We start from the raw sequence: 21,832 nt of genomic DNA, 5'->3' as shown, positions 1-21,832 counted from the left end.
TCGCTCCTCGTCATGCATCGACAGGCTCCTTCGGGCGGGTTTCCGATGGGGTGAACAGGGCGGGGTTGTCCTGGAGGAGGTTTTCGAGCACGCCGCGAATGTCCGCCTCGGCGTCGGTGCGGCCACCGGCGCGGTGCTCGACGATCGCGAGCAGCATGCCCAGTTCGGCGTCCCCGGCCGCCGCGGCGGTGCGCAGCCGGGACAGGAAACGCGAGCAGGAGACCCGCTCCGCGCGCGCGCCGGCAAGTTCGTCGAAGTGCACGCTGCCCGGGCTGAAGAGGTGTGCGGCACGTCCGTGCATCGCCGGATTCCGGATCGCTTGGCCGATGGCCCGTGCGATCGTGTCGACCGGGCTGTGGTCCGACCGGATCGCGGCCCGGGGCACCGATCCCAGCCGTTCGAAGGCGGTGAGCAACAGGTGGGTGAGCGCCGTCGGGTTGGGTGGGGCGGCGGTATCGGCGGCGGGCATGACCTCACCCAGGCGCAGCACGGTCACGGGCAGGTCGACGGCGGCGCGTACGAGCCGCTCGGCCACCCACTTCGAGAGGCTGTAGCCGCTCGACGGTGGGGTCACAGCGGTGATGTCCACCTCTTCGGGTACCGGGTGGCCGTGGGCCAGCGCGTGGTCGTGCAGGACGCCGAGTGTCGAGATGTAGTGCAGGGGGATGCCGCCGGCTTCCCGGGCGAGGCGGATCGTCTCCGCCGTGCCCAGCACGTTCGGCTCGCGGTGCATGCGGTAGTCGTACACGAGGTTGACCAGGGCGCCGCCGTGGACGATCAGGTCGCTCTCCTGGGCGAGCGTGCTCCAGCGGTCGGGCGCGAGCCCGAAGCCGGGTCGGGCCAGGTCCCCGGCGACCGCGGTGATCCGTCCGGCGTACCCGGTGTGGTCCAGTTCCTGTGCGGACAGGGCTTCCAGGAGACGTTGTCGCGCATGGGAATCGTTCCCGGCGCGGGTCAGGCAGAGCACGGTCAGGTCGGTGTGTTCGAGGAGTTCGTGGAGCAGTCGTGTGCCGACGAACCCCGTCGCGCCGGTGAGCAGCACCGTGCGTGGTGCCCGGCTCGGCCGCTCGTGACGAGGTGCGGGCAGCGCCGTGAGGTCGGCGAGGTCGGCGGCGACCAGATCGGCCGAGGACGGTATACGGTTGCGCCCGCGCCGTGCGATCAGCAGGCGCAGACCGGTCGCCGTCGGATGATCGACCATGTCTCGGACTCCGAGGTCCGTCCCGAACCGGTCGCTCAGCTCGACCACGGCCGTCACCGCCTGCAGTGAGTTTCCTCCTGCGGCGAAGAAGTCGTCGTCGGGTGCGAGGTCCGGGCGCCGCAGGGCGGTTCGGAGCATGGCCAGCACGGGATCGGCGCCGATGGCGGAGGGCGGCGAGTCGGGCCGCTCGACCCGGAGGGCCACCCGCCGCCGGTCGATCTTTCCCGCCTCGGTCAGGGGCATCTCTTCGACGACCACGACGCGTTGCGGGATGCCGGCACGAGGCAGCCTGGCCCGCAGGTGGGCGAGTACCGCCTTCTCGCTCGCCGTTCCGGTGATGACGAGCAACAGTTCACGGCTCTCGGCGGATCCTGCGACCAGTGCGACGGCCTGCCGAACTCCTTTGCAGGCCAAGGACACATTCTCGATCTCGCCCGGCTCGACGCGTATCCCGCCGATCTTGATCTGATGGTCGAGGCGTCCTGCGAAGTGGAAGCGACCCTCGGCGTCGAGGTGCCCGAGGTCACCGGTGCGATACATCCGGTCGGACGATGGGGAAGCGAAGAAGCGCTTCGCGGTGCGGTGGGGATCGCCGTGGTAGCCGGCGCCCACGCAGGCGCCGCCGATGACGATCTCCCCGGTCGCTCCGGGCGGTAGGGGCCGCCCGTCGACATCGACGACGACGGCGACGCAGTTGTCGATCGGCCGTCCCAGCGGGATGTCGTCGCCGTTCTCGGCGGTCACCTCGTGGAAGATCATGCCGATGGATGCCTCGGAGGGCCCGTACGCGTTGCTGACGCGCAGCCCCGGCAGCAACTTCCGCAGGGCCCGCACGTCCTGTGCGTTGATCTGTTCGCCACCGACCACGAGGTGTCGCAGCGATCGCAGCCGCTCGACTGTCTCCGGTCGTCGTTCCAACAGGGTCAACAGCGCGCTCAGTACCGCCGGCACGAAGTCGGTGACGGTCACGGCGTGGGTGTCGATGAGGTCGATGGTGTGCTGCAGGTCGAGATGCTCGCCGGTGGTGGGCACCACGGTCGCGCCACCGGTGGTCAGCGGCCAAAACAGCTGCCAGAAAGCCGAATCGAACGTGTGCCGGGTGTTCTGCAGCACCACTTCGCGGTCCGGTGGCGTTCCGAACCAGCGGTTCATGAACGCCAGCCGGTTCGCCAGGCCGCCGTGCAGGTTCACCGCACACAGGGGCGTTCCCGTGGTACCGGAGGTGTACACCCCGTAGACGACGTCGTGCGGCGCCGGGCCGGGCGGGGCGTCGAAGGTGATGTGCCCGTCGGGCTCGACGAGTTCGACGCGGATCGCCCGGTCGCGATGGGCGGCGGGGACGGCGGCCGGGTCGGCGCACAGCAGCACGGGGGCGTCGAGGAGATCGAGGGTGTGCGCGATCCGCGGTGCGGGCCAGCGGGGGTCGATCGGTACGTAGCCGATCCCGGCGATCATCGCGGCGGCCCACGACACCGGTAGGGCGAGGCCGTCCGCGACGAGAATGGGCAGCAACCCGTCGGGGTTGGGTGCCTCGGCGCGGATCCGGGCGGCCAGCGTGGTGGCGTACGCGACGAACTGCCGGTAGGTGAGCGTGCCATCGGCGGCGTACACCGCCACGGTGTCCGGAAGAGACCGGCCGACTGCCAGAATCTGTTCCGGGACGCTGCGGTAGGGACCGTGGTCCACTCGTGTTCCCGCGAGCGGGCCGAGCACCGCCGACTCGGTGTCCTGGGACAGTGCGGCGACCTCACCGAGGTCCAGGTCCGGGTTCGCCAGCACCGCGCCCAGCAGTTCGGTGTGCATCTCGGTGACCGCCGCCGCGGCCCGCTCCCACACATCGCCGGGAGGGCATTGGAATGCGACCGACAGTCGACCGGGAGGGTCGATCCGTACGTGCATGGTGGGCCCGGCGGCGTCGTCGGACGGGTCGTGCGTGTGGACGGCGACAGCCGTCGGGTCGATCGCGCTCGCGGTGAGGATCAGATCCCGGCTCAGCCGTCGGGCGACTTCCGCCAGCGTTCGGACCGCGGCGTCCGCTAAGGAGAGGTCGGGCCTGAGCAGGACGGGAGGCCGATGGCTCCGCCAACTGAGGTTCATGGCCCCAACGTAGGTTGGCTTAGGGATCTTTGGTGTTACGGGGAGTTGGCATCCAACCGAAGATGATCTTAACGATGATCCCGATTGCCCTACTGCGCAAGCGAGTTGCCGATAATGGCGTGTCATGGACATGTGTGTTGCGGCAGACAGGGCACGAGCGAGCGCCACGAGCGCCGGCGCGAAATCCGGCGTTCGGATCCGGATGCTGGAATCGACGGCGAGCAGCCACGCGTGTGCGCGGTTCCTCTGCGAGGTGTGGCGGACCGATCCGGACCGCCCGCCACTGGCCGGCGACGTCGTCAAGGCGATGGCGGACGCCGGGAGTTACGTGGTGGGCGCGTTCGACGAGGCGGACGGTGACGATCGGCTTCTCGGCGCGTGCATCGGCCTGTGGGGCCCACCCGGCCGCGCCGGAATGCACAGCCACATCGCGGGCGTCCACGCCGCCGCCCGCGGACGCGATGTCGGTTACGCGCTCAAACTGGATCAGCGGGCGCACGCCCTGGAGCACGGCGTCGATCACATCACCTGGACCTTCGACCCGCTCGTCGCCCGCAACGCCCACTTCAATCTCCACAAACTCGGTGGCATGGCGAACGCGTATCTGCCCGACTACTACGGACCCCTGTCGGACGGGCTCAACTCCGCCGACGCGTCGGATCGGCTGATGCTGCGCTGGGATCTGCGCGGCGAGAGGGTCGCGGCGGCATGCGACGAGGACACCGGGCCCGCGCCCGCCGGGCCGACTCCGCGGGCTCTCCTGGACATCGACGGCGATCGGCCGGTGACTCGGCGGGCAGGGGACCCAACGGTCCTGGTCGCCGTACCGCCCGACATCGACCTTCTCCGCGCCCGGCAACCGTCCGTCGCCCGTGACTGGCGCCTGGCCCTCCGGGACACCCTGGGCACCCTGTTGGCCGACGGCGCCCGGCTGGTCGACTTCGACCGGGCGGCGTGCGGTTACGTTCTCACCCGAGGCGAGGAACGATGAGGATCGAGCGCGTCCGCCTTCGGCGCATCTCCCTGCCGCTGGTCACCCCCTTCCGCACGTCCCTGGGAACCGAATACGAACGCTCCGCGCTGGTGGTGCAGGTGTCCACAGCGGACGCCGAGGGATGGGGCGAGTGCGTCGCCGGGGCCGACCCCGACTATTCCTCGGAGTACGTCGAGGGCGCCGAAGACGTCCTCCTGCGGCATCTGCTGCCGCCGCTGCTGTCGGCCGAGTCCGTGACCGCCCACACCTTCGCGCCACTGGTTGCCGCGGTCAAAGGCCATCGCATGGCGAAGGCCGCACTCGAAATGGCGGTCCTGGACGCCGAACTGCGGTCCCACGGCATGTCGTTAGCGGCCGGCCTGGGCGCCGTCGCCGACCGCGTCCCCAGCGGCGTATCGGTCGGGATCATGGACTCGGTGCCGGAGCTGATCGACGCCGTGGCGGGCTATCTGGCGCAGGGCTACCGACGGATCAAGCTCAAGATCGAACCCGGCTGGGACATCGCGCCGGTTCGCGCGGTCCGTGAGCGCTTCGGTGACGACACACTCCTACAGGTCGACGCCAACGCCGCCTACACGCGTGCCGACACCCGGCACCTCGCCCGACTCGACGCCTTCGACCTCCTCCTGATCGAGCAACCGCTCGACGAAGACGACCTGCTCGGACACGCCGCCCTCGCACGGAGTCTGCGCACCCCGATCTGTCTCGACGAATCCGTGGTCTCGGCCCGTTCCGCCGCCGCCGCCATCGCGCTGGGCGCCTGCCACATCGTCAACGTCAAACCCGGGCGCGTCGGCGGCTACCTGGAGGCCCGTCGGATCCACGACGTCTGCGCCGCCTCCGGCATTCCGGTGTGGTGCGGCGGAATGCTCGAAACCGGGCTGGGCCGAGCCGGGAACGCGGCGCTGGCCGCGCTGCCGAACTTCACGCTGCCGGGGGACATCTCGGCCTCGGACCGATACTTCGACACCGACATCACCGAGCCTTTCGTCCTGCGGGACGGGCACCTGGCAGTACCGGCGGGTCCCGGTCTCGGTGTTGCGCCGATCCCGGCGGTGCTGGACGCGGTCACCACGACGGTGAGCGAACTGCGCCGAGGATGACCGGCGGGGGACGGCGGGGGACGGCGGGGGAAGGGCAGGCACCTCCTCGAACCCGTGCCGTCCCCACCCACCCCCGAGTTCGGAAACGGGCGGCCGGTCAGGTTCTGCGCGAGATGACCATGATGTATTCGCAGGGAGCGTTCGTTCGGTTGGCGAAGCCGTGGTCCGCGTCGGCTTGGAAGAACAGGGAGTCGCCCGTGTTCAGGGTCTCGCTGATCCCGCCGACCGCGACGGTGAGGGCGCCTTCGAGCACCACGAGTTGTTTCTCCGTACCGGGCGGATACGCGGGCAGCAGCCCGGTGGAGACCTGCGCGGGGAGGTGATGGACGACCATCTCGGCTCGTCCCGCGCCCGGGGCCGCCGACACGATGTGCCGCTCGAAGCCGGTTTCCGGGTCGCGGAAAACGGGGCGATCGTTCTTGCGCATGACAACGGCCACGCCGGACGCGGCGGCATCCGGCGCGCCGATCAGGTCCGAGAGCGACACATCGAGCGCGTGGGCGATCCTGGACGCGACGCCGATCGTCGGGCTCTTCTCGCCGCGTTCGACCTTGGACAGCATCGCCCGGCTGACCGACGACTGTGTGGACAACTGCTCCAGCGTCAGGCCCGCCTCCTCACGGCGTCGTCGTACGTTACCGCCGAACGCGCCGGCCAGGTCGTCGCCGTGCTGTGGTTCGGCCGCGTTCTTGTCTTGCTCGACCACCGTGCTCCTCGATCGATGGGTATCTCGCTGCGCACAGTGTAGGGTTTCTCCTAAAGGAGATCTGATCTTCTTTAGGAGATTCACGATGCGCGCCCGACACGACGGAGGGGTTCCATGCGTTTGATCTCGAGTGGCCGGCACCATGCCACGTTCGAATTCGGCGATCTGCAGGTGGTCTCGTTGCGAGACGGGTACATCGACATGCCGCCGTCACGGCTGCGCGACGAGGATGGGTGCACGCTCGACGAGTTGCCGGCCGCCGTCCCGCTGGCCGGCGACAACCTGCGGCTGTCGGTCAATGCCTTCTTCGTCACCGACGGCACGCGGTCGGTTCTCATCGACACCGGCGCGTCCAACGTCTGGCACGACCCGACCATGGGATTGATCCACGACGCGCTCGACGAAGCGGGAATCGACCGCGCGCGGGTCACCGATGTGGCCATCACCCACAACCACGAAGACCACGTGAGCGGCCTGATCGCGCCGGACGGTTCACAGGCGTTCACCAACCTCGAGCGCGTGTGGATCGGCGCGGGCGACACCTCGGTGTTCACGGGGCGGCTCGAGCCGATCCGCGACCGGGTCGTACCCGTTTCGGAGGAGGTCGCGATCAACGACTGGACCACCGCGATCCCGACACCGGGCCACACACCCGGTCACACCGTCTACCACGTCAGGAGCGGCACCGGCCACCTTCTCGCCTGGGGCGACACCGTTCACGTTCCCACGCTCCAATTCGATCAGCCGAACGTGTGCTGGGAGTTCGACGGCGACCGGTCCCAGGCCCGCGCCGCGCGAGCGGCCCTCCTCGAACAACTGACCCAACCACACCACTTCGTGGCCGGCGCCCACCTCGACTCCCCCGGCATCGCCCGCGTAACCCCCTCCGGCGACGGTTACGCGCTGGAATACCTCGCACCACCGATCGGCTGATCGAGCCCGTCGGCTCCGGGCCACGCTCGCGTACTCCGGCACGACTCCTTCACCCACGCCGCGGGCGACTCCCGCGGCGGCGGCGCCACCGCGACAGTGACGGTCACCGTGCGCAGGACGACCGGGCCGACTCCGGGCCCGACCGTAGACCCCGTCCCCTCGGCCGGCCCCGGCCCGCCCGCCCGCCCCAGTACGGCGGTCGGCTCGCACGGCACCCCCGAGGCGGCAGCCTCGCCGCCTCGGGGCCGACGGCGCGCAGACCGTCCTCCTTGTCGGCGCCGCGGCGCGCTGCGCCCCGCCGCAGGTGCCGAAGCGATCGTGCTCGCCCATCCTCGGTGACCCGGAGCCGGGGACAGCGGGGTACGGCCGGGCCGCATCCGGTCCGGCCACGGCCGTAGCGGTCGGAGAACGCCCTTTCAGAGCTTGAAGACGAATCGGTGGCGTTTGTGCGCGAAGCCGTGGCGGTCCGCGAACATGTCGAAGGCCATGGCCTCGAGTTCCTCGGCCTCGTACGCGGAGAGCGGCTTGAAGGCGCCGTCGGCGGCCAGAGTCTTGCGTTTGGTGTCGAGGGTTTGCTCGTGTGTTTCGAGTTCCGCCCGGGCCAGGTCGGCCAACCACAGGTCGAAATCGGCTTTTCCGGCGGGGCCGATGCGGTCGAGGAGGCCGATGGCGAGCGCGGTCTCGGCATCGATCGGCCCGCAATCGGTGGTGAGTCGTCGGGCCGTCGCGTCGCCGACGCGCCGAGGCAGAGTGTACGTGTGCAGTTCGGAGCCGCTCAGTCCCATGGTCGCGTAGTGCGGGTTCAACACGATGCCCGGCCGAGCGACGACGACGTCGGCCCCGAGAGGAAGCATCACACCGCCCGCGCCGGCGTTCGCCTCGAACGCCGCGATCACGACCTGCCCGGTGGTGGTGAGGATGGCGCGGCAAACGGCGTTGATGGCCGCGATGTTCAGCCACGCCTCCAACGCCGGTTGATCCGCGGCCTCGATGACGTTGAGATGGATGCCGTTGGAGAAGAACTCGGGGCCGCCCCGCAGGACCAGGACCTTGGTGTCCTGGGTCGTTGCCTCGCGCAGTGCCGACAGGAGTCGTCCGCACTGGCGTGTGCTCATCGCACCGTTGTAGAAGTCGAACGTGAGGTATCCGATGTCGCCCTCACGGCGGTACCGGATATCCGAGTACGGCGAGCACGTCGCTTCGGGCAGGGCCGCGACGTCGACCCCGTAGTCGCCGCGCGCCAGCGTTTGCAGTGCGGGAAGTTTGCAGGCACGGGCCGTCCGTTCGGTCTTGGCGCGCATGTGTCCGATCCATACGGTGGAGTCCCGGGCCGCCACGCGCACGGCTTCGTGACGGCGTGCCACGATCGTGCCCGGGGGTGCTCCGGCCACCGGGCCGTCCAGACGCGCGTCGTAGAGGTAGGCGGCCCGGGAACCGATGTTCGCGAGCACCCCCGGGAACCCGTCCGCCGCAGCGATCGATCGCACGATGTCCGGTCCCGGTGAGTCCCACCGGAACGCGCGGTCCGTTTGTGACATCGCCGGGCGCAGGCGAGTCGACGGCACCGCCTTCGGGTATTGCTCCGCCGGCACAGGGAGGAATACGGGATCCCCGGCCTTCTCGGCGACCTCGAGAACGCATTCGACGGCCGCATCGGCGACGGGCCCGTTGTAGACGGCCGACTTGCGTGCGGGAGGTTCACTCATCGGGAACGTGCGCGTCGCCCAGATGGGTCCCGCGTCCATTTCCTCCACGGCCGACAGGGCTGTCACGCCCCAGAGCGGCTCACCGTCGGCAATGGCCCAGTCCAACGAGGAAGGTCCGCGATCGCCGACCGCGCCCGGGTGAATGACGACCGTGGGCCAGGCTTTCCAGACGGACGACGGGATGCGCGTCTTCAGGAACGGGCAGATGACGACTTCGAAATCCGCCGGGGCGACTGCCCGCACAATATCCGACTCATCGGCGACCACGGCGAGTCGCACCTTGTGGCCGGCCGCCCGAAGAGCCAGGTCGGCACGTTGGGTCAGGCCGTTGTTGCCACTGGCGAGGAGAAGGATGCGTCGCACGGCGTTTCCGTTCCATGTGTTGGATCGTCGGATCCGAACATTCGTCGAGGCCATGCGCCTGTGAACGCCCATGGCGAGCCTGTGATCCGCCGCCGCGTGCGTCCGTGCGGGAAGACATCGGAGGGCGGGTGTGGCGGGTTTCGAGGTGCGGTGTCACCGGTGTCGGTCCGGACCGGGATTGCGCCCGTGACGTGGCGCATCGCCAAGCGGGCGGCCTGAGTCTCCGGTTCGCTCTGTCCCGGATTTCGCCGGCCGACGGCGACAACCCGACGATGTACCCCGTGATCGGTGTGAGGAAGCTGATGCCGATCACCGGAGGCGCGAGGAACGTAGTGGCCGACGATCCGTGGACCATGGGGCCGGCTGACGGTTTTCGTGTGATCGTTCATCGCGAACCTGTCGGTGTAATGCATTCCGCTGACGGCGACCCCCGTGACTAGGGAGGCACCTGCGATTGCCGCAGGTCCCTTCACGGTCAACGCGAACCAAGGGCCGTGGTCGCGGCCACCCCGGCGATTTCGATCAAAAGGACGACGAGCCACGGGTTGTACCCCAGGTTGCCGTCGGTCGTACCGGTGTTCCCGGGCGGGCATCGGCCCGTGCAAGAGGCACAGCGATCCACCCCCGAACGCCGATGCCGAGCGGTTGGCGGCCCTTGTCGCACAGGCGCGGCTCCGGAGTGATCCGGAGCCGGATACGGATCGGGTGGTCGTTCCCGGACGTGATCGCCGACTCCGTCCACGATCACCTGTGGAGCCGTTCGGCCGACACTCGGTCGGGGGGAGCGGTTGGGGCGCCGCATCCGGGGGCGGGGTCCGGTCGTTGACCGGATCGTGAGAGGTCTGCACGCACTCCCCGATGCGGCATCCCCCGGAGAGGGGGAACCGACCCCGGTGTTCGACGCGTTGGTGCGCGAATGGGTGGCGGCGGGACGCGAGTCACCCCGTCCCCGACCGCCCGGAAGCGGCGGTCCGACCCCGGTGCCCGGTCCACGCACGGGCCGGCCCTGAGAGTGTGTCGGGAGGCCGTCGCATCCACCGACACGTCGATGCCGCCTGCCGCGACCCCGTGCCCCGGTCGACATCCACCTGCGCCCGACCGGCACCCGAGAACGCGAGATGCGCCCGAAGTCGGAATGGAACGGCGGGGCGCCCCGGCCCCACCGCCGGAGCTCAGGTGACGATCAGCCGCTGCCGGCCGTCGATGAGTTCGCGAACGGCGTCCAGGTGGCCGGCGTGGGTGGCGGTCTCGGTGATCACGTGCAGGATGACCTCGCGTAGGTTGTCGTACCGCCAGTCGCCGAAGAAGTCCGACCACCAGTTTGGGGCCGCGTCCGGGTCGGCGCCGGCCAGGAAGGCGTCCGCGAGCTCGCATTCCCGGCGGTAGAGGGCGATGATCTCCTCGGCCGTCTTCTCCGGGGCGGCCTGCCACGCGTCCTGCCCGGAGCCGAGGATCTCCTCGATCGCCCCTTGTTCCCCCGCCGCGACCGCGCGGAACCAGAACTTCTCGTCGTCCAGGGCGAGATGATGCACCAGTCCCAGGCACGTCCAGCCGGACGGCAGCACCGGGCGCCGCAGCGCCTCCTCGTCCAAGCCCTCCAGGATGCCCAGGACGTGCCTGCGCTTGCCGTTCAGGACGCCGAGCAGCGTGGTCAGTTCGGTGCCTACCATGGGCCGGACCGTATCCGGCCCCACCGACGTCGGCCGAGTGTGACAGCGGGAGTCGCGCTGGACGCCAACCTCGAGCCGGTGGAGAGGGGTTCGAGCCGTTGACTGGAGGATGGTCGGTCTTCGGGCCGGCCGGGGGTCGGGAGCGCCCGATCTGCCAACCCCCGTCGAACCGCGAAGAAGTGCCGGTGGATCACGAACAACGAGGCGAGGCACGCGTTCCGGTTGCCAAGTCGTCCGCCCGATCACCGGATTCGTTCGGGGCCATGCCGTCGTGTGCGCATCGGCGGATCTGCGCCCCGGTGGCGCTGCTGACGCCCGGCGACTTCGGCTTCATGCCCAAGAACTGCCGGCGAACCGCGGTCCGCGCGAGCGGTCAGCGCGCGTCGGTGCGGCGTAGGGATGTGGGCAGGAAACCGCCGCCGTCGACCTCGAACGCGTAGCCCCGGGTGAAGTAGGGGACGTTGCTGTCCATGAAGGTGATCACATCGATCCGCTTCATCAACTCCTCCTCCGCCGCGGTCCATTCGGCGCAGCCCGCGGTGTCCGGCTTGGCCATCGCGAGCGCGGTCAGGCGCTGGTACTCCGGGTTCTGCACGGAACCGAAGTTGAGGCCCTCGGGCGGCTTGGTCCCGGAGTAGAACGGGAGCATCTGGTCGGGCGTGCTCAGTGACAGCGGCGCCCACGCCACGTCCCACTGGCCGGCCATCAGCGTGGACACCTTCGTCGCCGGCGTGGTCGGCTGCAGGGTCACCCGCACGCCGAACGACTTCCACTGCTTGACCGCCAGCTCGGCCGCGGCGACGACCTGGGTGCCGGACAGGCCCGGGTAGGGCACGGCGATGGACAGTTGCCGCCCGTCCTTGGTCCAGTACCCACCGGACTTCTTCCACCCGGCGGTGCTCAGCATCTCGGCGGCGCGGTCCACGTCGTGCGTCGGCAGGTTGGCGGTGACCGAGTCGGTCGGACAGGGCGGGGACATCGCGGTGCCCAGTCGGGTCGGCCGCACACCCTTGCCGCCGGTGGCGACCGCGCCGAGCTGCCGGAGGTCGATCGCGGTGACCAGCGCCCGACGCACCTGCGGATCGGCGGTGACCCGGTTCGGATCCTCGTTGAACAACAACTGGCCGAGCGGGTCCTGCATGGCCGTGGACTTGATCCCGGCCGCAGCCAGCCGGGATCGATCGGGGCCGACCACCGTCGTGACGTCCAACTGGCCGCCCAGGAGCAGATTGGTCCGGGTGGACTCGTTGCCGATCACCTTGAAGACCACCCGGTCCGGGGTGCGGGCGTTGTCCACGCCGTCCGGACCCCAGGTGTAACCCTGCCGCTTGGTGAAGGTGAAGTGGTCGCCCGGAACCGCCTGGGTCAGCCGGTAGGGCCCGGTGCCGTCCGAGGCATGGTCCAGCCTGCCCTGCGCGCGCATGCCGGAGGGACACACCAGTTGCAGCGTCGCGGCATTGCGCAGCAGGAAGGGAGTGGGCTCCGGCGTCTTGAACGTCAAGGTGCCGGCGGCGTCGTCGGCGGAGACGGTGAGGCCGGTGGGCACGATCATGCCGAGCATGGGCGACGCGTTGGCCGGCTCGGCGATGTAGGCGTACTGCGCCGCGATCGCGGAGGCGGTCAACGGCGTACCGTCGTCGCACGTCACGCCGCGCTTGAGGGTGAAGTTCGCGGTGGTCGCATCGGACGTCCACTGCTCGGCGACACCGGAGACGATGCGCCCGTCGGGCTGGATGTTGAGCAGCCCGTCGTAGGAGAAGCGGTTCAGCATGAACGCGCTCGCGTTCAGCGCGGTGAGCGGATTCAGGCCACCGGGATCGGCGACGACCCCGACGGTGAGCGTATCGCCGTCGCCGGCGGCGCCACCCCCACCGCTCCCACCGCATCCGGCGGCGAGCAGACCCAGGACGAGGGTCCCCACGACCCCACGCGAGACGCGTCTCATCGCGCGCCTCCCGGGAAATGCCCGGCGACCGCGAAGCACTCGGCGACCGGGAAACGCCCGGCCACGGGGTGCCCGGTGCCGCGCACTTCACCCGACGCGGCGCCCGGTGCCCATCGGTGGTCTGTGGGCGGCGTACCCGGCAATTCGGATCGTCTCGTCACGGGAAACCTCCTCGGAGCGCGGCCTGCGCCGCTGCGGACGATCACGGTAGGCAGTGGCCGGAAACCGGCGGATCGTCGCCGCGCACGAAGAACGATCTCCGATCCTGTGCGAATCGCCGACGCCGAGCCCGGCCGCTTCCGCGATTCTCGGATCCCACGCCACGGATTCGCCCCTCGATCGCACCGCAGGCAGCGCGTCTGTGCCTGCGTTGTACCGCACCTGCGTTGTACCGCCCGCAAAAAGCAGTGCCCTCGCGGCTGTTCCCTCGGCAGCGGAAGCCGAGCGGAGGGCGGGCGCGAGGGAGAGCAACCATCTCCTGTTCGGCCGGTCGGATCGGATCTTCCACGACCCCCCGAGCCGTGATCGAGCAGGGCGACGAATGCGCGGCCACCACGGGGGCGTTGCCTGCCGACTGGCGACGCGACACCGAGGACGTGTGGGTGGTGCTGCGGCCCGAGGACGCGGAACCGCCCCGACAGGGTTGGAAGATCCACGTCCCGGCCACGCTCGACGCCGCGCCTCGGACGTCGGATGTCGTGTGGGAGTCCTGCGTCGCGGCGGCCCGTGCCCGGCCCACCGGTGGCCGGGGGCCGGTGCGGCGCCGCGGCGATCGCCCGTCGATCGCCGCGGCGGCGGTGGGCGCTCGCCCCGGCTACGCGGCTCCGGTCAGGATCCGGTCCAGACGGGCGATCGAGGCGGGCGACTCGCGGTACAGCCCGGCGATGTCCAACCCCTCGTCGCCGACAATCGCCAGCAACGCGTGGTTGCCGATCGCCAGGATCACCACATGTCCGCCGTTGCAGCGGGCCACCACGTCGCGCAGGCCGCCCAGACCCGCCTCCCCGGCGGTCCGGCTGCCCAGCGCGAGCGCGGCGGCGGCGAGGGCGGCGAGCGATTCCCCGTGCACCGCGACGGTGTCGCCGGCGACGAGCAGCCCGTCGCCGGTGGAGACCACGCTCTCGGTGATGCCCATGACGCGTTCGCGGAGCGTCTTGAGTTCGAGGACCACGGCGTCGTTGGGTGCCTGGTTGTTCATGGCGCGATTTCTCCTTGGTGCGGGTGGTCTCGAAGGTCGTGCTCGACGTGTGGCGGAGCGGACGGCGGGGTGTCGCCGGAGGGGGCGGCGGGATGGGGTGCGATGTCCGTCGGTGGGGTCGGGATCCGACCGGCGCTGTCGGGTGCCTCGGCCGGCGGGGGACCGGGCATCGAATCGGGCAGGTGCGTACCGGGGTTGCGCCGGGGCAACGGGGCCTCCGGGGGCGGGGCGCTCGCGCCGGTCGTGAAGTCGCGCGGGGCGACGATGGGCGTCGGTCCGGCGCCGGCCGGCGCGTCGCGGTGCACGAGGCGTCGAGCGCTCATCCGGGCGAGGTCGAGCATCACCGGATACAGGCCGCGGCCGAGCGCGAACGCCAGATCGCGCGGAGCCCGGCGGCCGTTGGCGCCGAGCAGGATGTCCCGATAGCGCGCCGGCAACGTGCCGAAGGCCGGCTGCGCCGCGGGTGTGATCCGGGTCGCGGCGAACTCCACCAGCGGACCCCAGAGTTGCGACAACACCAGCATCCGGCGCGCGGTCTCGTCGGTGAGCCGCCGCGGCTCCACCCCGGGCTCGGCGATCAGGTCGGGTGCGCGCACGGAGTCGTTCACCTGCCAACCGGCGGAGGTGCCCAGGGACATCGCGAAGGCGCCGTCGAAGACCGTGGCTAGGCACAGCGCGCTCAGTTCCGGGGCACGGACGAGGCCGAGCGCCACCAGTGTGTCCGCGAGCGGGCCGTCGGTGCGACTCGCCTCGCCGGCCGCGATCCAGTCCGGCTCGGCGATCCGCCGCGAGCGCAACAGCAGCACGTCGGGCGCGGGGGAGGCCGGAGTTCGGACCGCGACGACCAGTCCGTCCCGCAGGTGCAGGGTGCCGCCGGGGGTGCCCGACACCACGACCGCCCCGGTGAACCGCTCGCGGTGCAGCGTCATCAGCAGGGCCGGGACGTTGCGCGGACCGTGCGCCACGGCGGGGTTGTTCATGCCAGTACGTCCCTCGCGTGCTCGGCGGTCGCCCGAATCGCCAGGGCCAGATTGGTCTCGGCCCGGTCCACCACGGTCGCCAGGAGGAAGTCGTCGCCCCGGCGCGGCAGTACCTGGGTGATCTGGTGGTATCGCCGGCTGTTCACGACCACGCTCTCCACCTCTCCGTCGGCGCCCGCCTCGGTCAACCGGTCGGTGACCAGGTTCGTCAGGTCGGCGAGTTCGGTGCCGTTGCCCAGGGCGCGACAATCACCGACCTCGGCGTAGACGAGACCGGTGACCGCGTCGATCAGGGCTGCGCCGATTACTCCGGGAGAGTCGAGAACTCCGGAGAGCGATGCCTCCAGGGGGTGCGACTGTCCCCCTTCACTTTGTGACAGCATGCAGAGTACTTTATGGCAGATCTCTGCAATAGGGAACGAAGCCTGACGTTTAGTAGTCGCCTTGGTTCCGTGCGTAGGAATCTCCGAGGAAAGCCAGGAAAAGGAAACGCGATGAACATTGAGGCCGCGCTCAAGGAAGCGATGACCATCGACGGTGCCATCGGTGTCGCCCTCGTCGACTACGACAGCGGGATGACGCTCGGCACGCTGGGCGGCGACAAGGACTTCGATCTGGAGGTCGCCGCCGCCGGGAACACCGAGGTGGTCAAGGCCAAGGCGCGGACGCTGACCTCGTTGGGACTCGACGACATGGTCGAGGACATCCTGATCACCCTCGGCACCCAATACCATCTGCTGCGCCCGCTGACCCGTGCGCACGGTTCGCTTTTCCTCTACCTCGCGCTCGTCCGTTCGCGGAGCAATCTGGCATTGGCCCGGCACACGCTCAAGCGCATCGAAGGGGTTCTGGAGGTGTAGGGTGATATCGGCCGCCGGCATCATCGCAATCGGGCCGGCACGTCGTTTTCCCGTCCCCTTTTCCCGTGCGGGAAAGGGGACGATCACTGCGCCCGAATTCTTCCCGAATTCTCCCTGATGTATCCGAAATCCGGGATATGCCGACCGGCGATGGCAATATCGGCGACGGCGCCTCGACACTGCGCCGTTCGTCACGGTGACGGTCATGTTCGCGGAAGCCTCGCGCCGGCGTCGGGATCGGTGTCGGCGGAGATCTCGGCGGCGCCCGCGGACGCCGCCGCGTGCGGTTCCGGGGCCGGTTCGCGGGTGATGATCCCGTCGGCGAGGCAAACCTCGGTCGGCGTCGGATAGTTGTGACAGCCGCCGATGACGCCCGAGTGTCCTCGTGTGCCGGATCGGCGGGCGTTGTGCGCGATCCTGTTCGTCCTGCATACCGGACTCCGATGGGAATTCCTGCCGCAGGAGCCGGGGTTCGGGTCGGGGATGAACGTGTCGGCGTCGTGTCGCGGCCTGGAGCCGGTCACCAACGCCCTGCGATACGCGGCTGATCCGGTTCGGGTGCGGCTGCTCCTGGATCGTCGCCTGATCTGCGAGGTCTCCGACGGTAGCGATACGTCGCCGCATCTGCGCCATGCGGCCACCACCGAGGAGGGCGGCCGGGGATTGTTCCTCGTCGCCGAGTGCGCGGAGCGATCGGGCACGCGGTACGTCCCCGGGGGCAAGATCGTCTGGGCCGAACAGGCCCTCCCGGACGCCCGGTTCGCGGTGTGAGCGTGGACGGGTCCGTGGCGCGCCCGGACAACGCGTGCCAGGGGCGATTGCCGGTGGGCGGCTCGCCGGACAGGTTCTGAGCACGTCGGCCGGGCCGCGGTAGCGGGCGATCTCCGCACCCGGGGCGCAGGGCGCTTTCCTCGGCTGTGATTGCGTCTGTGGTTGCGCTGCCGTCGCGCCGCGCCGCGAGTCTTCGTGCGAAGCCGCGTGACGGGGGACATGTCGCCGACGCCGCGGTTTCCGGGCGTCACCGGCGGCCCCGGACCGGGCTGCACCTCGCCGGCCCGGGGCCGGCGAACCATCCGACCGACTCGGATGCTCCCGCATGAGCTGATCCAAAATGTACGTACATTCCCTTGTGGAAACCCGAGCCCTGTGCCCCAATTAAATGTCTGCACATTTGATGCCCGGGAGGTCATGATGGTGTCGACGCAACGTCATCGGACAGTGATCATCGGGGGAGGGAGTGCGGGTATCACCGTGGCGGCACGGCTGCGCCGCTCCGGCGAGCGTGATGTCGCGATCATCGATCCGGCCACCCGGCACTACTACCAACCTCTATGGACCCTGGTCGGCGGCGGACTGGCGGCGATCGAGGAGAGCACACGCCCGCAGGCGTCCGTCGTGCCGCGAGGAGTGCGGTCGATCCGTCGGAGCGCGGTCCACGTCGATCCCGACGTGCGGGAGGTGACCCTGGACGACGGGGGGACCATCGGCTACGAGTGCCTCGTGGTGTGCCCCGGGATCCAACTCGACTGGTCGAGAATCCCCGGACTGGAGGCCACGCTCGGTGAGGAGGGCGTCTCCAGCAACTATCTACCCGAAACGGCACCGGCGACATGGCGCTTCATCCGGGACACCCGATCGGGAACCGCCGTGTTCGGCATGCCGTCGGGGCCCATCAAGTGCGGCGGCGCGCCCCAGAAGATCGCCTACCTGGCCGCCGACTACTGGCGCCGCGAAGGGGTCTTGGGCAACATCGACGTGCACCTGGTGCTCCCGACACCCACCATGTTCGCGGTCCCGGAGTTCGCTCGCGTCCTGGATCGGGTCGTTCGGCGATACGGCATCACCGTGCACTTCGACAGCGAGGTGAGCGAGGTGCGTTCCGGGTCCAAGGAAGTCGTGGTCACCCACAACGGCACCCGGGTATCCACCACGCTGCCCTACACCATGGCGCACCTGGTGCCTCCGCAGAGCGCGCCGGACTGGATCAAGAAGAGCGTCCTGGCCGATCCGGAGAATCCCGCGGGCTACGTCCTCGTCGACCAATGGACCATGCAACACCCGCGCTACCCCGACGTCTTCGCGCTGGGCGACGTCGGCTCGTCGCCGAATTCCAAGACCGGTGCCGCGGTGCGCAAACAGGCCCCGGTCGTCGTACGAAACCTCCTCGCGCACATGAACGGTCGCAAGCCACCGGCCCGCTACGACGGATACGCGTCCTGCCCGCTGACCACGGCGCGAGGCAAAATGCTCCTCGCGGAGTTCGACTACTCGATGAAGCCCGCCCCCTCCATCCCGGTGATCGACACGACCCGGGAACGTACCGACATGTGGTACCTCAAGCGCTACGGACTGCCGTTCCTGTACTGGAACCTGATGCTTCGCGGGCGCGCCTAGCCACATCGCCACCGCCGCGAGGCCGCCGCGACGAGCTGCACCCGTCCGTGCCCGCCGCAGCCGGCGTAACCCACCCATCCGACCCGGCGGGAGCCTTTCCGTGGAACACGTCGATACGCTCGTTTTCAAGCAGTACTACCTGGACTGTCTCTCCCATGCCTCGTATCTCGTCGGCGACCGCGGATCGGGGCGCGCGGTCGTGGTCGACCCGCAACGCGACGTGGGCGAGTACATCGCCGACGCCGCACGACTGAACCTGAACATCGAGCGGGTCATCGAAACCCACGTGCACGCCGACTTCCTGTCCGGACACCTCGAACTCGCCGCCCGCGCCGAGGCGCGGATCTCCTACGGCTCCGCGGCACACGTCGACTTCGCCCTCCACCCTCTGCCCGACGGCCGGAAACTCTCACTCGGTGACGTCGAACTCGAGATCCTGCACACCCCCGGGCACACCCCGGAGTCGATCTGCGTGGTCGTCAGAGCCCACGCGGGCGACCAGGTGCCCTTCGGCGTGCTGACCGGAGACACGTTGTTCGTGGGCGACGTGGGACGTCCCGACCTGGCCGCCGGCGCCGGTTGGTCCACGGAGAAGTCGGCCCGTGCCCTGTTCCGTTCCACCCGCCGTCTGCTCGACCTCCCCGACGCCACCGGCGTCTATCCGGCCCACGGGAGCGGGTCGTCCTGTGGGAAGAACCTGTCCGCCGAAAGGCACAGCACCATCGGCGAACAACGGCGTACGAACTACGCGCTGGCCGAGATGGCCGAGGACGACTTCGTGGACCTGGTGTGCTCCGAGCAGACCCCCGCGCCGCGCTACTTCGCCTACACGTCCGCGCGCAATCGCCAGGAGCGGCCGACCCTGGACGAGAGCACCCACGTCCCCGCCCTGTCGTTCGAGGAGTTCCTGCGCGCCCGGTCGACCGGGGGAGTCGTCCTGGACACCCGAGATCCCGACGCGTTCGCCGCCGGACACCTCGCCGCCTCGATCAACGTCCCCCTGTGCGGACGATTCGCGGAACTCGCCGGCGAGGTCCTGAGCGCACACAGTGCGATCCTGCTGGTCTGCGACCCCGGCACCGAACGCGAGGCCCGCAACCGACTGGCCCGGATCGGCTTCGACCGTGTGCCGGGAGCGCTGGCCGACGGGGCACCCGGGATCGATCCCGGATACCGTCGGACCGCCGTACGGCATCGCGTCGACGAGTTCGTCGTGCTCGACTCGGACACGCGCGTGGTCGACGTCCGTAATCCCGGCGAAGTACACGCCGACGGCACGATCCCCGGGGCCCGACTGATCCCACTCCCCGAACTCCCCTCACGAATAAACGAGTTGGCGCCCGGTGAGTCCGTCGCCGTGTTCTGTGCGAGCGGCCGCAGGTCCTCCATCGCCGCGTCGATCCTGCGTGCGGCGGGCTTCACGAACGTGTCCGATCTCCAGGGCGGCTTCGCCTCCTACCGCGCCGAGCACCCCATCGCTCGACCGGACTCCCCGTGAGCCGCGCCGTACCCGACGTTTCGGCCCCGAGGTGAGCGTTCTGATCGTCGCGCTCTTGTCCGGCGCCGCGGTCGGGCTCGCCATCGGCGCGCTCGGCGGCGGCGGGGGCGTCCTCGCCGTACCCGCACTGGTGTACCTGCTGCACCTGGCGCCGGCCGACGCGTCCACCACCAGCCTGATCGTCGTGACCGCGACCTCGGTGACGGCCGTGTTCCGGCACGCCAGAGCGGGGACCGTGCGCTGGCGGGTCGGCGTGGTCTTCGCCGCGGCCGGCGTGCTTCCCGCCATCGCCGCTTCCGTCCTGGCGGGCCACATCCCCAAGGCCGCGCTCACGACGGCATTCGCCGTGGTCACGCTGCTCGCCGCCCTCGCGATGCTCCGCAATGCCGGCCCGGGCGAAGGAGCGGAGAACGGCGAACCCGATCGGGGCGCGAACGAGACGTCGACCGGTGGGGCACAGGGCATCGGCAAGGTGATGGGCGCGGGAGCGGGTCTGGGCACCGTCACGGGTCTGCTCGGCGTCGGCGGAGGATTCCTCGCCGTGCCCACCCTGGTGACGGTCCTGTCGCTGCGCATGCGCCTGGCGGTCGGTACGAGCCTGGTCGTGATCGCCGTCAATTCCGTAGCCGCGCTCACCGCCCGTTTGGCGGTGGGGCCGACCACACTCGATCCGGCGACGCTCGGCCCCTTCGCCGGCGCGGCGATCCTGGGCGCCTGGGACGGCAAACGTCTGGCCGCCCGGCTGTCGGGGATCGCCCTTCAGCGGATGTTCGCCGCACTTCTCATCGCCTTGGCGGTGTTCATGCTCGTGGATGCCCTTCGTTGACCGATCGGACGGTTGCCGTGACGCCCGGTACGCGGGTCGCCGAGCAAGCACTCCGGACGTCCACGGTGTGCCCCGCGGAGTTGCCACCGGACGGCACGCTTCCGTACTTTCGTGGCCTCACACAGGACACGAGCACGGGTCCGTCGCACGTCAGGGGAACCCTCGGTGACATCAACGCAGCCCGCGGGAGCGAATCCCGTCGATCGCGCGAGCGGAGTGCCGCTGTGGGTCCAACTCCGAGCCGACCTGCGCCGTCGCCTGGAGGCCGACCAGTTCCGCGACCACTTCCCCGGCGAGCACGCCCTCGCGGCCGACTACGGAGTCAGCCGCCACACGGTTCGTGAGGCCCTGCGCCAGTTGCGCAGCGAAGGCGTCGTCACGGCGCACCGGGGACGAGTGTCCGCACTCGCGGAGACGTCGATGGAACAGCAGGTGGGCACCCCGTACAGTCTCTTCGCCTCGGTCGAGGAGATCGGCGCGGTGCAGCGCAGTGTGGTGCGAGTTCTGGATCGGCGCGCCGACGGCGTGGTCGCGGCCCGGCTCGGCCTGGAGGAGTCGACACCGCTGATCCATCTGGAGCGCCTTCGCCTCGCCGACGAGAGGCCGCTCGCCGTCGACCGGGTCTGGCTCCCCGCCGACATCACCGCCCCACTGCTGGGCGTCGACTTCACGCACACGGCGCTGTACGCCGAATTGGAGCGGCATTGCGGCATCAGGATCACCGGGGGATGGGAACGCATCCGAGCCGTGGTGCCCGATCGCGCCGAGCGCACGATGCTGGAATGTCCGTCGAACACGGCCCTGTTCGCGATCGACCGACTGGGGGTGGCCACGGCCCGCCCGGTCGAGTGGCGTCAGACGCTGGTGCGTGCGGATCGGTTCACGGTGACCGCGGCCTTTTCCGCCGAGGACGGATACCGACTGGGGATGGCCGAGTAGGCGGAAGGCCGGTTGTCCCCGCCGATGCCCAAGGCGTGGACGCGCGGTCGCGGCGGATTCACAGCCCCAACCGCGACCGCGGTGGCCAGGGCCGCGTGGTGTGCCTCGCGCAGGGTGCCGGCGAGTCCGGCGGGGCCGGCCATGGCACGCCCGATACCGGCGACCACGGGCGCGGCCCTGGCCCGGCGGTGATGGCGGGGCAGCCCTTCGGCGATCCTGGCCATGGCCGCGTGCATGCGCCGCATCATCACGTCCAGCAGATGTGTCCCGGGGTCGGATCGGCGAAGGGGCAGGAGGTCGACCACGCCGACGACCCCCGGCCCGGACACGCTCTCGCCGACGTCGAGGACCTCCACTCCGGTCAGTGGACGGTCGATGCCCGCGGGGGCGAACACCAGGGGCGGACTGCCCATTGCCCC

The 21,832-nt window shown here is 70.0% G+C and carries 17 protein-coding genes and 1 pseudogene; 9 read left to right on the top strand and 9 right to left on the bottom strand.

Features of this window, described 5'->3' with window-relative positions; genetic code table 11:
* Positions 1 to 10 precede the first annotated feature (10 nt).
* Positions 11 to 3,424, bottom strand: a complete 3,414-nt coding sequence (locus OG948_RS38850) for a non-ribosomal peptide synthetase (RefSeq protein WP_406300540.1) — start codon at positions 3,422 to 3,424, stop codon at positions 11 to 13.
* Positions 3,425 to 3,500: 76 nt separating this feature from the next.
* On the opposite strand from OG948_RS38850, the gene OG948_RS38845 reads away from it, so the two are divergent.
* A complete protein-coding gene (locus OG948_RS38845; RefSeq protein WP_331769686.1) occupies positions 3,501 to 4,289 on the top strand; it encodes a hypothetical protein in 789 nt (262 codons plus the stop codon).
* Positions 4,286 to 5,395 (top strand): o-succinylbenzoate synthase, encoded by a 1,110-nt coding sequence (menC, locus tag OG948_RS38840; protein ID WP_331769685.1) that lies wholly within the window; start codon positions 4,286 to 4,288, stop codon positions 5,393 to 5,395. Before OG948_RS38845 ends, menC begins: the two co-directional genes overlap by 4 nt.
* Before the next feature lie 97 nt (positions 5,396 to 5,492).
* On the opposite strand, the gene OG948_RS38835 is transcribed toward menC, so the two are convergent.
* Positions 5,493 to 6,101 carry an XRE family transcriptional regulator gene (locus tag OG948_RS38835; protein ID WP_331769684.1) on the bottom strand — a complete coding sequence of 203 codons (609 nt, stop codon included), beginning with the start codon at positions 6,099 to 6,101 and terminating at the stop codon, positions 5,493 to 5,495.
* 114 nt (positions 6,102 to 6,215) lie between these two features.
* On the opposite strand from OG948_RS38835, the gene OG948_RS38830 reads away from it, so the two are divergent.
* A complete protein-coding gene (locus OG948_RS38830; RefSeq protein ID WP_331769683.1) occupies positions 6,216 to 7,034 on the top strand; it encodes an MBL fold metallo-hydrolase in 819 nt (272 codons plus the stop codon).
* 416 nt (positions 7,035 to 7,450) lie between these two features.
* Here OG948_RS38830 and OG948_RS38825 read toward each other — a convergent pair whose 3' ends face one another.
* The 6 genes from OG948_RS38825 to OG948_RS38800 form a co-directional block, all read right to left on the bottom strand.
* Positions 7,451 to 9,103: an enoyl-CoA hydratase-related protein gene (locus OG948_RS38825; RefSeq protein WP_331769682.1), complete on the bottom strand. Its 1,653-nt coding sequence runs from the start codon at positions 9,101 to 9,103 to the stop codon at positions 7,451 to 7,453.
* A gap of 1,172 nt (positions 9,104 to 10,275) precedes the next feature.
* Positions 10,276 to 10,773, bottom strand: coding sequence for a DinB family protein (locus OG948_RS38820; RefSeq protein WP_331769681.1), 498 nt, complete (start codon positions 10,771 to 10,773; stop codon positions 10,276 to 10,278).
* Between the two features lie 373 nt (positions 10,774 to 11,146).
* Positions 11,147 to 12,694, bottom strand: coding sequence for an ABC transporter substrate-binding protein (locus OG948_RS38815; protein WP_406300539.1), 1,548 nt, complete (start codon positions 12,692 to 12,694; stop codon positions 11,147 to 11,149).
* Between the two features lie 838 nt (positions 12,695 to 13,532).
* On the bottom strand, positions 13,533 to 13,916 hold the full coding sequence (locus OG948_RS38810; RefSeq protein ID WP_331769679.1) for a roadblock/LC7 domain-containing protein: 384 nt from the start codon (positions 13,914 to 13,916) through the stop codon (positions 13,533 to 13,535).
* Positions 13,913 to 14,896 carry a hypothetical protein gene (locus OG948_RS38805; RefSeq protein WP_331769678.1) on the bottom strand — a complete coding sequence of 328 codons (984 nt, stop codon included), beginning with the start codon at positions 14,894 to 14,896 and terminating at the stop codon, positions 13,913 to 13,915. The genes OG948_RS38810 and OG948_RS38805 overlap by 4 nt, the downstream gene beginning before the upstream one ends.
* On the bottom strand, positions 14,893 to 15,279 hold the full coding sequence (locus OG948_RS38800; protein ID WP_331769677.1) for a hypothetical protein: 387 nt from the start codon (positions 15,277 to 15,279) through the stop codon (positions 14,893 to 14,895). The genes OG948_RS38805 and OG948_RS38800 overlap by 4 nt, the downstream gene beginning before the upstream one ends.
* 111 nt (positions 15,280 to 15,390) lie before the next feature.
* Between OG948_RS38800 and OG948_RS38795 the strand changes: the two genes are divergently transcribed.
* The 6 genes and pseudogenes from OG948_RS38795 (at position 15,391) to OG948_RS38770 (ending at position 21,413) form a co-directional block, all read left to right on the top strand.
* The gene (locus tag OG948_RS38795) at positions 15,391 to 15,756 is read left to right on the top strand and encodes a hypothetical protein (protein ID WP_331769676.1); all 366 of its coding nucleotides are present in this window, start codon (positions 15,391 to 15,393) and stop codon (positions 15,754 to 15,756) included.
* Positions 15,757 to 16,269: 513 nt separating this feature from the next.
* Positions 16,270 to 16,527, top strand: a pseudogene (locus OG948_RS38790) (ATP-binding protein); the annotation flags it as partial.
* 417 nt (positions 16,528 to 16,944) lie between these two features.
* The gene (locus OG948_RS38785) at positions 16,945 to 18,150 is read left to right on the top strand and encodes an FAD/NAD(P)-binding oxidoreductase (RefSeq protein WP_331769675.1); all 1,206 of its coding nucleotides are present in this window, start codon (positions 16,945 to 16,947) and stop codon (positions 18,148 to 18,150) included.
* Positions 18,151 to 18,250: 100 nt separating this feature from the next.
* Complete coding sequence (locus OG948_RS38780; protein ID WP_331769674.1) at positions 18,251 to 19,648, top strand: rhodanese-like domain-containing protein; 1,398 nt, start codon at positions 18,251 to 18,253, stop codon at positions 19,646 to 19,648.
* Between the two features lie 31 nt (positions 19,649 to 19,679).
* Positions 19,680 to 20,474, top strand: a complete 795-nt coding sequence (locus tag OG948_RS38775; RefSeq protein WP_331769673.1) for a sulfite exporter TauE/SafE family protein — start codon at positions 19,680 to 19,682, stop codon at positions 20,472 to 20,474.
* Positions 20,475 to 20,639: 165 nt separating this feature from the next.
* Positions 20,640 to 21,413, top strand: coding sequence for a GntR family transcriptional regulator (locus tag OG948_RS38770; RefSeq protein WP_331769672.1), 774 nt, complete (start codon positions 20,640 to 20,642; stop codon positions 21,411 to 21,413).
* Here the strand turns inward: OG948_RS38770 and OG948_RS38765 are convergent.
* Positions 21,329 to 21,826 (bottom strand): hypothetical protein, encoded by a 498-nt coding sequence (locus tag OG948_RS38765; RefSeq protein WP_406300538.1) that lies wholly within the window; start codon positions 21,824 to 21,826, stop codon positions 21,329 to 21,331. The genes OG948_RS38770 and OG948_RS38765 overlap by 85 nt on opposite strands.
* Positions 21,827 to 21,832 lie beyond the last annotated feature (6 nt).

The sequence above is a fragment of the Embleya sp. NBC_00888 genome (assembly GCF_045207655.1).
Classification (GTDB): Bacteria; Actinomycetota; Actinomycetes; order Streptomycetales; family Streptomycetaceae; genus Embleya.
The sequence above is the reverse complement of the archived record's forward strand: the minus strand, read 5'-3'. Positions and strand labels throughout refer to the sequence as shown.